Source organism: Mycoplasma sp. 5912, assembly GCF_054353835.1.
The window spans coordinates 52,027-70,446 of record NZ_JBTHHI010000001.1; the positions used below are offsets into that span (position 1 = coordinate 52,027).

Annotated in this window: 10 protein-coding genes; 1 reads left to right on the plus strand and 9 read right to left on the minus strand. The window is 27.1% G+C overall.

From position 1 onward, the window contains the following. Positions 1-11: 11 nt before the first annotated feature. Positions 12-5,342, plus strand: coding sequence for a hypothetical protein (locus tag ACXYRP_RS00155; RefSeq protein ID WP_458614935.1), 5,331 nt, complete (start codon positions 12-14; stop codon positions 5,340-5,342). Between the two features lies 1 nt (position 5,343). Here the strand turns inward: ACXYRP_RS00155 and ACXYRP_RS00160 are convergent, their stop codons facing one another. The 9 genes from ACXYRP_RS00160 to ACXYRP_RS00200 all read right to left on the minus strand — a co-directional run bounded on the left by ACXYRP_RS00160 (position 5,344) and on the right by ACXYRP_RS00200 (position 18,404). Next, positions 5,344-6,006: a hypothetical protein gene (locus tag ACXYRP_RS00160; RefSeq protein ID WP_458614936.1), complete on the minus strand. Its 663-nt coding sequence runs from the start codon at positions 6,004-6,006 to the stop codon at positions 5,344-5,346. Continuing rightward, positions 5,999-7,012 carry a hypothetical protein gene (locus tag ACXYRP_RS00165; protein ID WP_458614937.1) on the minus strand — a complete coding sequence of 338 codons (1,014 nt, stop codon included), beginning with the start codon at positions 7,010-7,012 and terminating at the stop codon, positions 5,999-6,001. The genes ACXYRP_RS00160 and ACXYRP_RS00165 overlap by 8 nt, the downstream gene beginning before the upstream one ends. Continuing rightward, on the minus strand, positions 7,012-8,298 hold the full coding sequence (locus tag ACXYRP_RS00170) for a glucose-6-phosphate isomerase (RefSeq protein WP_458614938.1): 1,287 nt from the start codon (positions 8,296-8,298) through the stop codon (positions 7,012-7,014). The genes ACXYRP_RS00165 and ACXYRP_RS00170 overlap by 1 nt, the downstream gene beginning before the upstream one ends. An 8-nt stretch (positions 8,299-8,306) precedes the next feature. After that, positions 8,307-10,745, minus strand: a complete 2,439-nt coding sequence (locus tag ACXYRP_RS00175) for a putative immunoglobulin-blocking virulence protein (RefSeq protein WP_458614939.1) — start codon at positions 10,743-10,745, stop codon at positions 8,307-8,309. Positions 10,746-10,898: 153 nt separating this feature from the next. Continuing rightward, positions 10,899-13,499: a coiled-coil domain-containing protein gene (locus ACXYRP_RS00180; protein ID WP_458614940.1), complete on the minus strand. Its 2,601-nt coding sequence runs from the start codon at positions 13,497-13,499 to the stop codon at positions 10,899-10,901. Between the two features lie 22 nt (positions 13,500-13,521). Further along, on the minus strand, positions 13,522-14,403 hold the full coding sequence (gene tsf, locus ACXYRP_RS00185) for a translation elongation factor Ts (RefSeq protein ID WP_458614941.1): 882 nt from the start codon (positions 14,401-14,403) through the stop codon (positions 13,522-13,524). Between the two features lie 9 nt (positions 14,404-14,412). Further along, entirely contained in the window at positions 14,413-15,270 is an 858-nt protein-coding gene (gene rpsB / locus ACXYRP_RS00190) for a 30S ribosomal protein S2 (protein ID WP_435130408.1), read from the minus strand. A gap of 285 nt (positions 15,271-15,555) precedes the next feature. Beyond that, positions 15,556-16,569 carry a hypothetical protein gene (locus ACXYRP_RS00195; protein ID WP_458614942.1) on the minus strand — a complete coding sequence of 338 codons (1,014 nt, stop codon included), beginning with the start codon at positions 16,567-16,569 and terminating at the stop codon, positions 15,556-15,558. Next, positions 16,554-18,404, minus strand: coding sequence for a S8 family serine peptidase (locus ACXYRP_RS00200; protein WP_458614943.1), 1,851 nt, complete (start codon positions 18,402-18,404; stop codon positions 16,554-16,556). The genes ACXYRP_RS00195 and ACXYRP_RS00200 overlap by 16 nt, the downstream gene beginning before the upstream one ends. Between the last annotated feature and the right edge of the window lie 16 nt (positions 18,405-18,420).

Sequence of the window (18,420 nt, forward strand, 5' to 3'; positions counted from 1 at the left end):
TAAGGACTGTTATGAAAAAGAAATTATGAACTATAAGTCCACTTGTTTTAGCAACACCAATTATAACTATTGCGTGTGCAAATAATTCGGATAAACAACCACATTTAAAAGATATTGTAGTTGTTTCAACAAGTTCAAATAATGCACTTATATCAATACAAATCGATAATTTATTACCAAATAAAACTTATAATCTAGAAGTAAAATTAAGTAATGGAATTTCTAAGCATATTAGTGTTAATTCTAATAAAGCTATTAAAGTTACAATTGATAATTTAACAGCTAATACAACATATCATATCAATTCAATTTTGCTTGATTCGCAAAATATTATTAACAATAATAATCAAAAAATTACTTTTACAACTAAAAAATCTGATGATCAAAGTATGTTTGATTTTAATGATGCAACATTTAATGTTTTAAAAACTGATGCAAATTCTGCATCGGTTGTTTTGGATTTTATAGCAAAGAATTTTCGAAATAATAATGTGCAATTTAAAGTAGTTTTAAATAATGACAAAAACTATGATGCAACTTATGTTTTAGATGGCAATAAGATTCGTTTAAGCATTAATGCCAGTGGTTTGAGTGCTAACACAAGTTATTATGTTAAATCTATTTTATTAGTTAATCAAGAACAAAGCAAAGAAATTTATAAAAATAGCGATGCTAATAAGTTTGCTTTTCAAACAACATCTATTGATACAATAAATCCTGCCTTAAAATCTGTAAATATATCAGATATAACAAAAAATAGTGCAAATTTAAATGTTGCTTTTAACAATTTGCAAACAAATACACAATATAATCTTAAAATTAAATTCACCAATGGAATGCAAAATGATTTCTTGTTAACATCTCAAAATGCTACATTCTTGATTGATAATCTTCAAACCAATACAACATATCAAATTGCTCAAATTCTACTTAATAACCAAGAAGTTATTACATCAGATAATCAAAAAATATCTTTTAAAACATTAGATGATATGCAAACTAACCAGCCACAACAAAAAGAGTATAAATTTAATTTTGATAATGCAGTTTTTAAAACAAGTGAAATAACAACAAATTCAGCTAATGCATCGATAACTTTTAATAGTGAAAATTTTAATAATTCAGATGTAAATTCAACATTTAAAGTGATATTAAATAATGATCAAATCTATAATGCTAGTTATAATGTTATCGATTTAAATCAAATTAAATTAACTGTAAATGCAACTAATTTGAAAGCTAATACAAATTATTTTGTCAAAAGCATTTTATTTTCTAATGGTAGTAGTAAAGTTATATATACCAATAACTATTCTAATAAATTTAGCTTCAAAACTAAAGCGAATCCTATTTTAAGAAGTATTAAAACAACTGATATAAAATCACATAGTGTAAATTTATCGTTAGATTTACAAAATTTGGAACCTAACAAAGAATATAATCTTAAAATTCAATTCAAAAGTGGATTTGATAAGGATTTTGTTGTAAATAACAACACATCTTCTTACCAAATTAGTGATCTTGCTGCTAGTTCTACATATCATATTTCACAAATTTTATTAAATAACATCGATATAATCACTTCAGAATCCCAAAAAATCTCTTTTACAACTTTAACAGATAACTCTAACAATCCTGAGTCAAAACCAAATGAATATCATTTTGACTTTAATAATGCACAATTTTCGTCATCTGAAATAACTACAAATTCTGCTAATTTATCTTTGAATATCCAAACAAAAAATTTTAATACTATTAAGCCGAATTTAACTTTCAAACTTATATTGAGTAATGATTACCGATACAATGCTACTTACCAAATTCTAAGTCCTAATCAGCTAAAACTAAATATTAATGCAGATAACTTAAGTGAAAATACAAGTTATTTTATTAAATCTATTTCATATAATGAAGATAATCAAGATCATTTAATTTATAGCGATTCAAATAACAAATTTAATTTTAAAACCTTGTCATTACCAGATCAAGTAACTAATGTTAATATTTATCATAGTTCGCTATTGGTAGAACCAAATTCAAATGCTAACAACCAAGTTGATGTAACTATAAATAACATAAAAGATATTTATCAAAATAAATCTGCAAGAATAGTATTAACAAAAAATGGGAGTGATATTTATAGCAGTGAAATAACATTAAATAATGCAACAAATTATACTTTTACAATAAACAATCTTTCGAATGGAACATATACATTTAAAAACTTTCAAGTAAATATAAATGGAAATTGAAAAACATTTGAAAATAGTTTCTCAGGCACATATTCATTTACTGTCACAGAAAAAAAACCACAAAAAGAAAATACTGCACCAGTTTCAAATAATGATATCAAAAACTATGGTAACATTTTTACCTTGCAAAATGCTAATCTTATTTCAGGCAATGATTTAAATATTAATACATCTAATGATTTTCATGAATTGAATAAAGATACATTAAAAACAAAAGATTCTTATTATCCTATATATTTTAATTATTTAGATGCTCCTACTACTAAAACAAGTTCAAATGACACTGAAAACAAATATACTCAAACATCTAATGTAGATGTTTCTAGCATAAATGTTACAAATGATACAATAACTATAAATATTACTAACACATCGGAAGGCATAACATCTGCAAAAGCATTGGTAAAAAGTTTTGACCAATATAATCCTTGAGTAAAATACATTGATTTAAGTGTTAATAGTAATCAACTTTCATTTAATGCAAACAATCTAAGTAACTATCAAAATGACTATATTATTACCCAACTTGTTATTAATAATAATAAAGTAGCAACCTTTAATTTGCAGTCAAAATATAAGTTTTCTAAGAAAAATAATTCATTTGATAATTTAATGTTGCAAAACTTTGATATTTATAAAAATCAGAACACAAAAGAGATTTTTGCAACAACTTCATTTAATTGAACAACTGAACAAGTTAAAATTTTATCAGATAAAGTTTTTGTTTTCTACTTTGAAGTAGAGAAAAAAGTTTATAAAGAAGAAAAGAAAACAGATTTTCCATTTGGTCCTACTATTATTGTAAACAAAGATCAAGCCTTTGATGTTGAAAATGCTGTGCCAGCAAGTAAGAAAATTTATATCCCTTTTAAAGATTTATCTAAATTTTCACTCGCAGCCTTTCAAGAACAAATTAAGTATAAACTTAAATATATTGATGTAGTAAATAATAAAAGTTATCTAAATTTTATTCCAAGAAAAGAAGTTTCTAATAAGAACATTGAGTTTTCATATAATTTTGACTGAACATCAGAAAATAAACTTAAAAACCAACTTGACGATGGTTCATCTGTAAGTAAGGTAAAAAAGTATGATTTATTATCTACAACACATCAAAGCAACATTACTTTTTCACCTGAAAATTTTAATGCAGTTTTAGACTATAATTTTGATTATTTTAACTGAAAAACCAGATATAAAAATTCAAAAGAAAACCATCCAGACCGTAATTACACAATTACAAAAAATAATATAGCTCAAAAAATTCATTGATTTAAAACTCGAGAATATCTTAATGATTCAATTTTTAAATTAAGCGAAAATAATGCTACTGCATCTATTTCTGAAGATTTAAATTCAATTATTATCCCAAGTGATTTTGATAAAGAGAACATAATTTTCTGATTTGTTTTTGAACTTGATTTAAATCCAAGAGAGTTTAAGGATGCAAATGAATTTGATAATATTCATTCGCGTGTTAGAGTTCCTGTTTCTTTGAAAACCTTGCAAGAAAACCAATATATTGATGATGTTGATTTTATGTATGATTATGTTTCTGAAACACCTGCATTTCAACAAAGTCTGTATTCAAAAATTAAGAGCAATATTAAATTTAGTTTATCATTAACAAATAATCAACTTACATTAAAACTACATACAAGAAATAATAATATCCATTTTAATAACATCCTTGCTACACATAATCATTCAACTAGTCGCTCAGCATTTATTTCGAGAAATGAATTTTTTGTAAATTGAATTCAAAATGAAACTGATACAGATGAAAAAATTAAATTTAAACAAGCTAAGAAACTTGATAAAAACTCAATTCAGGGTTCATCAATTGGTTATAAAAATACATATGAATTAAAAACACATAATCAAACAGTTCAAAATATAGAAGCGAGAAATAATATTTTAGATGATGCACCTGCTAAGGATGACCGTTCAAAACGTTTATATAAAGAAGATTCAGTTAAACCAATCGAAGAGGGTAGATCCAGAGTGTTTAGTTTAAATGCTGATGCTGATGGAACTTGAAATATCTTTTCCAAAGTTAATGATAATCCTAATGATTTTCGTTATTATGCCTTTGTTAATTTTCATGTTTGAAACACCAATCGTCATTCAGGGATTGGAACTTGAACGCAACATCATAACGGATATGAAAGAATTGTAGTTCAACATCCTAAATTGATTTCTTCGACTAATATTAACAGACCAACCCAAGATCAACAAAACAATAAATATTTACCAATTTATACTGATAAACAAGCAAATAATGCTTCGGATGATACAAATGATAAAAAATTTACATATCCAAAACTAACACCTGATGGTGATATGTTTGATTTTGAAATACCAAGCAGTGAACAAGGAATAACTTTTGATTTATTTTTAGATTTTAGCGGACAAGTTCAAAATTCATATGGAAATTTTAAAAATACTGATGGAGAAATTATCAGCAGAAGCACAAATAATAACCTCGATGCAATTGTTGCTATTGTAGATTTCAAACCAATTTTTACAACCTTTGATGGTAAAGATTTGGATACATATAAATACAAAGAAAGATTGTTAACTCAGCATGAAAAAAATGCAATAAAGCACTTTCTTAATTTCAAAAACCTTAAACCATTAAACATTTCGGATTTATCTTTATATCTTAGTTCCTTTAATAATTTAAACTTCTATATAGCAACTCTACCTAAGGTTGTTACCTTAGGTAATCAAGAAAGTTATCCCGGATTACGCTATCGTGAATATTTAATCGGTAATAACCCGATTAAATATTATGGTAATGATAAAAGTACCATTGATGCTGTACGCCCTGCACTATGAGGAGAGGTTCCAGATTTTGACTGAGGAAGTGGTTCATCAGGTAGTGGGGTTTATGATAGCGATGGTAATGTAGTTGGTTTAGATAAGCAAGCCGGAAACTGAGGATCAAATAATTTTTTAGTTTTTGATACACAAAAATATGCATATTTAAAAAATCGTGGATTACCTTATAATCCAACTACTTTTGAGCAGGTTGTAAAGAAAATGGCATATTTATACCCTGATCAATTTAAGGATATCTTCAAATAGTTTATTTTACTTTTTGATAAGTCTTAAATTCAAAGAAATCATAGATTTGTGATGAATTTAAGACAAATGTCTTTTCAGAATTAATACATTCTTTAATCTTATTAATTTGATCAACATAGTAATTTCCATCCAAGATGACTAAGAATTTCACTTTGTCATCTTGATTTTTATTAGCATTTTCGATAAATGACATCACATCGTTTCTTTGATTATCTTGAGCACCACCTTTTTCATTGGTATATTTGAAAGTGCAATAAAAAATTATATCGTCTTTGATGGATTCAAAGTCGATACTTTTGTTTGTGATTTCATTATATTCACGATTGGATAAATTAAGGATGTTTCCGAAACTGTTGATAAATTTAGCATTCTTACCAGTTTTGGGTAATTTGTGGATGGTAACATTATAAAGTTGATTGTGAAAGTATTCGAGTAAAATATCTTCGTGGATGTTTTGTTTATTTGGATCTTTTGCATATCTTATGAGAGCAAAAATATCCTCATTTATGATTTTATCCTTAATAAAATCAACATCTAAATCATATCTATTTGCATCCTTATAAATTTTTTCTAGCAATGATTTATCATTTTGTATCAGCAATCTTTTAACATCCTTGATATTATGCATTCTTCTTTTCTTTAATTCCAATTCTCAGTTAATCATCATAACCACCTAATTCATAGACAACACTCATTATTCGTTTTGCCTCAGTCCAGCTAAGTCTACGACGGTATTTAAAGTCCTTTCTTAAACCTTTAAACGAAGATAAAAACACATCCTTAGTTTCGCAGCGATATTTAACTAAATAATCGTTTAATGCATTGATATAGGCTTTTAATTGATTATCATCAAGATTTCAGTCATTAGGCAATTTAATTCTTGTATAACTTCGTGATGAATTATTGACATTTTTGCATTTTGAATCTGCTAATGAAAATCTAATACTATCATTTTTTGTATTATCGATGCCATTTAATCATATTTGTCCATTATTATCATTAAAAACAAATTTATATTGATTTTGTGGTTGCTTTTGAAGTTGTTTTAACTCTTTATATCAACCGATAAAAACATCATTTTTATACACCAAAAAATCCTGAGTAGAATTTTTGTTAAACAAAGCAAGACAAACTGGACATTCAGTATCATCAAACATTTTCATTTGCAACGAAATTACTGCATATAAGCGAGTTTTAAGATTTAAATTAGTTGATGTGATAAAAGTTTCAGGAATAATTGCGGCAACAAAATCAGTATGTTTAAGCATAATATCCAAAGCATATTTATATAAGTCATCATAACCACCAAAATCATTATTTATCTTAGAACGTGTTGCACTATTTTTTGCTAAATACGGTGGATTAGTAATAGCTAATTTATATCCTTTAGGATAGTTTTTTAATGAATCATTGATGTTAATTTGATATTTATCAAAATGATTAATTTGATTGTTGTTTTGATCATAAAAATGTTGAATATCAAAACATTTTCATGGGTTATTTAAATTAAGTTGTGATAACAAGAAAGGTATATTATTAGAACCTGCAAAAGGCTCTAAATATATGATATTATGGGATAATAAATTATTTTCTTTAAGTCACTTAAAGAAAATAATATTATCAAATGGATTACAAATAGTAAAGAATTGTCCTAATCGTTTTTTGTTCATTATTTCTTTTCTAGCATACTGAACATATTCTTTTTATATACTTCGACACCAGGTTGGTTGAACGGATTAACTCCTAATAAATATGCACTCATTGCTAATGCTCGTTCAAAGAAGATAAATAAGGTTCCTAAGGTTGCTTCATTAAATGTGTCAAATAACATATGAATTACAGGGATTTTACCACTGATATGATGTGCATTTGCAGTAGCATTAAAAGCAATGTTATTAACTTGGTGTAAATTATTTGAAGCTAGGTAATTTAGTTTGTCATAATCAATTGCTTCTTTTGAAAATTCAATGTTAGCAGAAGGGTTTTCTAAGGTTAAAACAGTTTCAAAAAGAATTTTATTACCATCTTGAATCGTTTGTCCTAGCGAGTGTAAGTCGGTAGAAAATAAGCAACTGGTAGGTCATAACCCTTTTCCATCCTTTCCTTCAGATTCACCAAACAGTTGTTTTCATCATTCTAAGAAGTATTGTAGTTTTGGTTCGTATGAAACCATCATTTCGATAGCATAATTGTTATTATATAAATGATAACGAGCAGCAGCATATCAGTAAGCAGGATTTGATTCAAGTTTTGATTCAGAAAGTTCTTTATTAGTTTGGTTTGCTGCATCTAAAATTCCTTTTGCATCGATTCCAGCACATAAAAACGGAAATAAACCAACTGCTGTTAATACCGAAAAGCGTCCACCGACATCATCAGGAACAACAAACTTTTGGTAACCTTTTAAGGTTGCTAATTCAAATAAAACACCTTTTTGTTTATCGGTTGTTGCAACTATATAATCGCTTGCTTGATCACCGATTTTACTTTCAAGCAATTTTCTAAATTCACGAAAAGCAATTGATGGTTCTAATGTGGTTCCGGATTTGGAAATTACATTAATAGCAAATTTTTTATCATCAACATATTTTAGTTTTGCAACTAATGTTTCTGCTGAAATATCATTTCCAGCAAATAAAAGTTCCATTTTAGGTTTTTTGCTTGAATAAGGTCCGTAGATAAAATCATAACCACTTTTAGCACCTAAATATGAACCTCCAATTCCAATAACAACAACAACTTCGATTCCAGTTTTAAATCAAAAATCAGCTTTCTCTTGCATTGCTTTAAATTCTTCTTTATCATAATCCGCAGGTAGATTATATCAACCTAACCAATCTTTTTCAGCAACATTTTTGCTGACTATATCGTTATGGATTTGAGATATTTTAGGTTGTAAGTATTTTAATTCTTCTAATGATGGGGCTTTTGAAAAATCTAATTTTAAGTGTTTCATATTTTCCTTTATGTGATTTCTAATGTATCTTGATCACTATATACTTGCACATTGTATCCGTTTTGTTGTAATTGTGCTGCTAAATTAGTAGCAATTTTATCAACTAAAATAGGTTTACTTGCAAATTCTTGGTATAAGGTTTTTGTTAATGTTCTTAATTCGGATAAACCGGTTGATGTAAGTGTTCCGTTACCACTGATATATAATTGATTAGTTTCTCCGTTGCTAAAGGTAATTTTTGAATCTAGTTGAGGGGAATTAAGTACAAAGTTTTCATTAAATCCCGCATTATTAATATCGTCTGCAGTCATTGTAAAAATTTGCGAATTATTATATAACTTTAAACGACGGATTTTACGTGGTTTATTATTTGATGCTTTTTGATTATCAGAAAATATTAATCCTTTTAATGATTTAATTTCTGGTACCCTAGAAAAATCAAGTCCTTGAGGATATGAGTTATCTTTTTCTTTGGTATCTGGATCTAATCCAGATCCGTAACTACCTTGAAAGAATGGTTCATTGTTGCGAGTTCAATATACCATTCTTAAACCTAAATTAATTTCTTTATATGGATCAGAAGTATTTTTTAAATAATTTGATTCATCAAAAGCAATGGTATCAAAGATGATTCGTGTTGCTATCGGGATGTTCTTTTTATAGTTTTGGTTAGGATTATAATCATTAGTATTAATTCAAGCAACTTTGTTTAATGCTCAAGGGTTATAACTTCAAGCATCTAAAACAGGATTTCCATAGGTATATAAACCTAGTTCATCAATGTTTTTGTCTTTTAAAGCAATTAATGCAGATGTATTAGTTGCTGAAGCATCAAAGAATAATTGTAGTTGTGGAATATGATTAGGAAGCAATTTAAAGATATCAATATATTTTTGTGCAGCACTTGCTTTACCTAAGTTATTAAAGCGATATGAAGTAATTTGTATTTTATTTTCTTCAAGTTCTTTAATTAATGAAGCAGTTTTTTGGTAAGCATTTGGATCATTCATATCAATATAGAGCGCATACCCTTGGTTGCGTAAGGTTGGGCTTTTGTCATCACGGGTATAATCATAAACTTTAATTCCAGGTGTGTTATTAACATATTTGCTAAAAATTGGTTCATTAGTTACATCGGTTTTAGTTCAACCTGGATAATTTCCTTCTTCTAAATTTCCTGGTGTGATAGCTTGTCAGTCATCATAACCAAAAGCTCTTTTGTATTTGTTATCTCTGGTAACTCTTGCAGTTACACGGTTAAATCCAGGAGGTAGTTCTTGTCCATAACTATCTAGTTCTCCATTTTCATTAATAAATACATTATCAGGATCAAGTGTGTAACCTTTTTTTAGAAAATCGATTGCTCTTTGTGAAAGATTAGTAAATTTGCTGCGATCGAGATGGAAAACAACATAAACTTTTTCTTCTATGAAGCTATTAAAATTACGTTTTAAATAGATATCACGATAGTTTTGTTTAATATATTGCAGATATCTTGGATCATTTTTATGTCTTATAATTTCTTCAGCGATTCTACCAAAACGATCATTTATTCCAGTTCAAAAACCTTTAGATAGTATATATGGAGCATTTTCAGATTCTGAATCATCGGTAGCATCTGCAATTTTACCTGCATTAGCATTAATCCCATCGATAGCAACCTTAGCATCTGCTGCAATAAGTTGTGGTGTTACTTCAACAGAGATAATTTTTCCGGTTGTAACATTTTGGTATCCTTTCGGATTGGCAATTCCATCTTCGATATCTTGTTTAGAATATTCATGTGGTATAACCTTAAAATCTACCTTAGCCCTTGCTGTTGTGTTTGCAATATTTATTTCTGTATAACCATCTCCGATTCCGTCAATGTTATACTGTGTATTTGTAATAGGTTGAGTAGGTTTTGGCGTTGTTGGTTGTTGTATAGGTTTAGGTTGCTCGACTATAACAGGTGCAGAAGGTTGTGGTTTGCTCTCTACTTTTTGCACAGGTGGTTTTTGTTTTATCGGCTCTTGTTTTACAGGTTGTGTAGTAATAACAACTGGTTTTTGTAAATCAATAGGTTTTTGTTGTGTTTGTGGTGGCTTAAAATCTGGTGCATTTATTATAATTGGCTCTTTTGGCTGTTTTGGTTGATTTTCAGGTTTTATGATAGGTTCTTTTGGTTGTTCTTTTTGTGGTTGACTTGGAGCGATATTAATAACAACCGGATTAGTAGGCTGCTCTTTAATTTTTTGCAAGTTATTATCTATATTTGATGAGTTTGCTAGATTGGTGTTTAATTTGTTTTCAGGAATTAATCTAGCATCTTGATTTGATAAATCAGTTTTGCTTCCACTTAGAATTTGAGCTGATGTTTGATAAACTACTGAAGCAATGCTGCTAGATAAAATTAAGCTACCAGAAATAGCTGCTAAGAGAATGAAATTCTTACGTTTATATGACATCTTAACCTCCATATAATTTATATATAAGTTATAACAAAAAAGCAGAATATCAAAAATTATTTTTTAAATATTTTTTGATTTTTTTATGCTATGATAAAGCAAAAAAACTAATTTACAATTATGTATATTTTAATGATAATAAAAATACAAACTCTACGAGTTTGTATTTGTTTTTGTTGATTTGTTTTCTGCAGGTTGATTATTTGTAGTTTTGTTATTAGATTCGGTATTAACCTGTTCTTTTGCTCCTTGATTTTCATTAGTGCTTGCTTGTGATTTAGGATTATTTGAAGTTACTTTTGTTGTTTCTGTGGTGTTTCAAAGTGTATTTAAATGTTCTAAAACAACTAATGAAGCTTTGAAAGTTGCAAATGCATTTGCAAGTGTGTATGGGGTGAATGCAGCCTTGATTTGTGTTGCAGGAGCATACACAGACGTATCAAATTTAGTAAAAGCATTCGATCTAAAACTGATGTTTGGATCATTTAATTTAGTATAGTAAGCATTACGAGCATCTGTTAGTTCTTGTTTAAGTTGTTCAAGGTTGGCATCTTTACTTTGTATTGCTTTAAATACTTTTTCTGATGCTAAAAAGTAATTTTTCTCTAGTGCATCAAATTCTTTGTAAAAAGTTTTTGCATCAAAAGATTGTGAAGTTGATACAAATGAATTTGCATCTGTGCTATTGATATAAGCAATATTATCGTTTTGCGATATATCTAATAAAGATTTAGTAGTTGTATTATAAGCATCGGTATCGACTACTGTTGATTCTAATGATAAATCATTTCATTGATCAGAATATAAATTAGTTCATTGACGAATTCAAGCAATAGTTTCTTGACCAGGAATATAGTAATTATATTTATTATTTTCAGAAGTATCTTTTTGATATCCTAATTGATCTTTTAGCTCCTGTGAGTCAGGATTTAAGCCTAAATCTTCTCAATATAAGTATAAATTAGATAAAACTAATAATTTTTCATATAAAAATCTAAGTTTAAGTTTCTTATCGAAAGTTTTTAGCATATCATCTTCAGTTTTAGATTTAATTGGTGTATACTCAGTATTAAAATCTTTTAAAAGTTGATCGATTTTTTCATTATGAAATTTTTGATTACCATCGTTTTGCGATTTTTTAGCAGTTATTTCTGTAATTTTGTCATCAATTTTTTTAATGTATTCAGTATTTTCTTTTTTGAATTTTTCTAAATCAGATTTAAGATTATCTGCAGTTAGTTTATATTTACTAAAATCTGAATTTGCTTGTGTAAGATATCCTAAAATTCCTAATTTAGTTTGTTCTCCATTAAAATAATCAATATATTTTAAATTACCTAGAGCGGAATAAAAAGGTTTGTTCAATTTATAGTAGTATATACTTCTAAAACCATCTCCAAGCGTTTTTAAATAATCAGCATATTTTTTATGAAGCTCTTGAGCTTGATTTTTAAGACTTAAAATATCATCGGTTTTTAATAAAGCATTTGAAAGTGGAAAGTCACTTATGACAAAGTCGATAAATCATTTGCTCTTGTCAATTATTGGATTACCATCAGAAGAAGTTGCTTTTGATGCATAATTAGGAGTTCAAATTTGTGATAAAAAAGTTGCATAATTAATTAATTGTTCTTGAAATGGTTTTGCTTCTGCAATAAGGTTTGCATCTTGTTTTTTATCATTTGACATTAATGTCTGCAGATTTAATCCACCTAATCTTGCTGTTGTGAATGCAAAAACTTTTGATTGTTGGATTTTTTCATCCTTAACTTTTTGCCCATCTGTTTGGTTTGTAGATACAAATTTTGATTTATCAGTTGCACTAACTTGTTGTTCGATTGCAACAATGTTATCATATCTTCATCTAAATAAATCGTTCATAAATGATTTATTGGATTCTAATAATTTTGGTAACTTAATTTTTGCATCTTGTAACGCAGTTGAAATTCGAGAAAAATATGAAATTCTAGATTCGATTATTGAAGCGATATTTCATAATGATGCACGGTTTTCTACAGTTTGCTGATATATTTCACGATTATTTTTAAGTGGTTCAATTAAACGATTAATTTGATTTATAAATGATCTTTTATTTGCTGCACTTATGTCTTTTGCTTCTCTAATTTCTTCTATAGTTTTTTCTAAAAATAAGATAGTAAAATCATTTATTTCAATCAAAGCTTTTTTGCCTGAATAATGTCGCTTTAAAAAACTACTTTTAATTTCTTGGTTTTCATTCTCTAATTTTTCTTTATCTGATTGTAGTTGTTCGATAGTTTCTTTGTTATGCTGAGCATTTTGTTCGTTTTGTTTTTTTAATAACTCCTCATGTTGTTTTTGCTGTTTAGTACTTTCTTCTTGAATTTTAGTATTTTCTTTTTTAAGTGAATCAACTTCAACTTTTAAATCAGAATTTTCAGTAAACAGATTTGGAATAACTGATAAAGCAGCAGCATTATAATCAGATAATATTTTATTATATAAAGCATTTAATTGCTCTATGGTAGTAGTTTTTGAATTAGTTAATTCATCGAATTTATTTTTATTCTCAAGATATTTTTCAGAGTTAAGATTGTATAAATTTACTCTTTTTAACATCTCGTCTATTTGTTTTGATTTTAAAACAATTTCCTTTGATTGTTGTGGTTGTTGTGTTGTTTTTTCTGGTGTACATGCAACAACTAAAGCAACGGACAAAGTTAATAAAGATGTACTAGAAAGTAATTTTCATTTTTTTAATTTTTGAATTTTCATAATCTCCTTTTTTTAATATAAATTATTTCCTTACCATTTCAGCAACATCAGCAGCGAAGTTTGATTGTGCTTTTTCAATCCCTTCACCTACTTCAAATCTTATTGCTGATACAAGTTGGCTACCATGATCATTTAAGTATTGACCAACTGAAATAGAATCTTGCATTACAAATGCTTGTTTTTCTAAAACAAATTCTGAAAGTTGTTTAGTTAATCAACCATGAAAGATTTTTTCTTGAATTTTAGCAGGTTTTGATTCGAAAGCCACTGGTTTTTCAAAACGTTCTTTTATTTCTGATAATTGTTTTTCACTTAAATCAGAAACTAATGTAACTTCAGGGTTCATTGCTGAAACATGCATTGCAACATTTTTTGCAGCATGAATATCTGCACCTTTTATTTTAACAACAGCAGCAATTTGATTATTAGTATGAACATATGTTCCTAGTATTTCACCATTATTAGCTTTTACCATAAACATACGGCGGAATGAAATTTTTTCTCCAATAACTGATGTTGCTTCAATTAATGCCTTTTCAACTGTTAAACCATTTGGTAAAATAACTTCTAATGCTTTTTCCTTAGTTCATACATTGGCATCAAAAATAGCATGAGAGATTTGTTGAACAAGTTCTAAGAATTTATCATTTTTTGCAACAAAATCGGTTTCACTGTTTATTTCTATTAATAATGAACGATATTTGTTGGTAATTGCAGTAACAGCACCTTCAGCAGCAATTCTGCCAGCTTTTTTTGCAGCTTTAACAATTCCATTTTCCTTTAGTCATTTAACAGCTGCTTCGATATCATAATTAGTTGCTTCAAGAGCTTTTTTAACATCAATTAATGCTGAATTAGTTCTTTGTCTTAATTCTTTTATAAGTTCTATTTTATTTACTGACATAATTTACTCCTAATTATTTGTTTCTGTATTTTTTGATTGAAATTCTGGTAAGATAACTTTTTCATCATCTTGATATGCAAATAATTGTTGCCCACCTCTTGCTTTAGCAATTGCATCAGCTAAAATTGTCATAATTAAATTAATTGATTTTGATGAATCATCATTGGCAGGAATACCGAAATCTACTGCATCAGGGTTAGCATTCGAATCAAGAATAGCGATTACTTTTAATCCTTTTCTACGAGCTTCTTTGACGGCGATTTCATCTTGCAATGGATCTGCTACAATCATAACATTTGGTAATCTTCTCATATTACGAATACCATTTAGATTTTTATGTAACTTGTCTAATTCTTTTTTGAAATTTAAAGCCTCTTTTTTGGTATAACCTTTAAAATTATTAGCTGCCTTTTCTTCTAATTCTTCCATCTTTTTAACACGAGACATAATTGTTTCATTGTTTGTTAATGTTCCACCAAGTCATCTTTCAGTAACAAAAAATGAATTTGTTCTTTCAGCTGCATTTTTAACAGAATCACGAGCTTGTTTTTTAGTTCCTACAAAAATAAATTGTGCATTTTTAGCGGCTAATGAATTTACAAGTGAGTAAGCAAATTCTAAATATTTTTGTGTTTTAAAGATATCAATAATGTGAGCGCCTTTATTCATTTTATTTGGAACAAGGTATTCCTTCATTTTTGGATTTCATGAATGTGATTTATGTCCAAAATATGCTCCGGCTTCTAAAAGTTTTGTTCTTGAAACAATAGGATTTTTTTCTTTGTTTTCTTTAACTTCCTTTGTTTCTTTATTAGTTTTTTCTACCTTAATTTCAGGTTTAATTTCAGTTTTACTTTGATTTGTCATTTTTTTCCTTTAGTTTGTTTTGTCTAAATAAACTATTCTAACACCTAGCACTTATAATTATTCAAGCACACCCAAGCGAATCCTAGTTTATTGTGATTTATAAAAATAAGTATTAAAATACTTATATTTATTTTATCATTTTTTCTTTGCTATAAAAATATGGTAACTTAATTTATTTGTCTGTATACTAGATAAAAAAGAAAACATACTTCTGAAAACTTAGTTTTTTATTTTAAAGTTGGTATAAAACACAAAAAAACACAACCAAAAATAGTTGTGTTATTTTTACGAAAGAGTAATTTTTATATTATTTGGTTTACCATCTTTATCATAAGATAATTTAGTATTTTTTAAATTTATTATATATGACTTAGCAAGTAATTTTAATACAGATGTTTGCGTATTTGATGTTAATTTAGCATATTTATCATAATTTGAAACAAATTCTACATTATTTCGAGTTCAAATGCGTCCTTCAAAGTGATTATAATATATTGCATATCATATATCATCAAATTCTCTTTGTTGAATTTTAATAATTTTATTAGGAACAAGAGTTTTATCTGGAACATAGTTTTTACTATAGAATAAATACGATTTATATGAGGGAAGTTTAATGTTATCTTTAAACTTTGTATATATTTGATTTGTTTCAGTTACTGGACTAATATTATTATTTTTTAATTTTATAGATATATTAATTTGATTATTTTCATTTTTTACAGTATTGATAGAACTGTTATTCAGTTTCTCAATTTTGTCAGGATAATAATAAAAGTAACTTGGATATCCTATTGGTTCTGCACCGTATTGTGTAATCAAATTGTAAACACGAATTGGAAAAAAATCTCCTTCGATATCTCTTACAAATAATAAATTTATAAGAACTTTATTTTCATTTTTAATTGGTAACATCTCGATTACCATATTATTATTTTTTTTATAAAATAAATTATTTTTATCATTTGAAAATATGTTCTTGATATTATCATAGTTTCATTGAAAATTATAAGAACTACTTATTTTTTTGAAAGTTAGAGTTTGTTCATTGTTTTGTGTTACTAAAGCAAAAAAAGAGTGCTCTTTATCGATAATATTGTTTAATTTTGAATATTTAGTATCAAGAATTAAATTTTGAGATTTCAAATTTTCTTTTAGTTTTCTTACTTGATCATTATTTTCTGATTCGTTTTTTGCTTCCCAAGGAGTTTTATTTTCATAATGACTACATGCTATCGAAACTGTTAATAAAGGACCAGATAAACATAGACACAATAATTTTATTAGGTTTCTGGTCATGATTTTTCTGCTGTTAATTTTGAACGAGTTTCATAAATAGCATATTTATCATTTAAAATGTAATAGACATTTTTGTTTGTAAGGTTTGTGTTTTCAAAGTCATTTCTTAGTTTAATAGTTAAGGTAAATTCATATGGTCATGAATGATAATTTCTACCCGCTACAAACATATTGCGATTTGTTGCATCGCTATTATCATTGTTCAGATTTGGATAATTAACTTTTAATGTTGAAAGGTGGTATTGTCTGTAAATCCATCATGAATTTGCATAAATAACACCTACCATACCTACATTAAATATATTAGAGTGATTATGTATTTCAGAAACACTTAGTTTTCTTCTCTCAGAATTTGATAATCTTCATAAATCAGAATATGTAGAATAAGCAGCAAGTGGTTTTTCACCACCAGAGATTAGATTTTTATATGTCAATTGTTTTGACTTACTGTAATATAAATCATATATACTGTATTTTCTAACATTGTCTGCATAAAATTTCATTCTGTCTCAATTTATATATCCTGCACCAAGGTTTAATGGTAATATATTGATTTTATCATTATATTGTTTTAAATCAAAACTTGCTATTAAAATAGCTTTTAATTCTGGAACTTGATAACTTGAATTAGGTTTTTTTATTGCCGATAGTAAAGCAGAAGCAGCTAATAAAACAGGTGTAGAAAAACTTGTTCCTGATCATCGTCAATAATCTGGATCATCAACTAATGTGTCTGTTTTTCATCATTGATCATTTAAAAAAAGTGATTGATTACTAAATTTATCTGGACCTATACCTAAAGGAGAATCCTCAAAACCTTTAATTTTACCATTTGAAAAATCTTCAATTTGATCATTATTAAAATTATATGCACCGATTATAAAAGTGTTTTTAGTTCTTTGGATAGAAGAAGCTTTTTTTCAAAAGGTGGGGTTCTGGTTAATTGTATCTCTTAACTTTTCTAATATTATTTTTTGATAGGTAGTAGGTTTAGAATTAAGTTTTTCATTTATCCATTTATTAACCTCCATTATATGATTTGGTGTTTTAAGATTTTCGTTATCAGCAGAAATGAAAAATTTCATATTATATTTATATGCATATTCATCGATTAATGCGGCTTCATCTGGATAATCTGTGTTAATTTCTACATTTAAAATATCTATAATATTGTTTATATATGAAAGATTACTATTTTTATAATATTCATTCATTTTATTTAGATCTAGTAGTTTGCGATATGAGGTTGAATAACTCATATTAATATATTCAACATTATTTTTCCTAAAGAACTCTAAATTTTCTTTTAATATGTCATAATTGCTTGCATTATATGTTCTATTATAACTTGTTGAATAAATTTCAGCATTTTTTAGTAATCCAGAATCGCTACCAATGATTGAAGCAATTTCAGTTGCATGATAATTTTTATTTCAATAATCTAAAAATGAGTGATTCATCTTGGAAAAATCATATATTTTATCATCAGTAAGGTTAGGGTCATATTTAACTCTGTTACTATTAACAACATTTGGATTATTAATTGAACCTAGAATATTATAATTATCTTCATTTATTTCTTTATCAATATTTAAAGTTGTATTTCCATCAAATTTTAAAATTCGATAATCAACTAATCCACCATCGATGATACCTATTTTAATCTTTTTATCAGTTCTTTCGTGGATTCCTAGTTTATCTCATAACTTATCAAATAAATGATTGTATTTTTTAATGTCTCTAGGTTGATTTGCAAAAATTGCTGACATTGTTAAAGGAAGGCTTGAAATGCTAGATAAACCAATAATATATTTTCAAAATTTCTTTAATTTCATAATAACCTGCTAATTT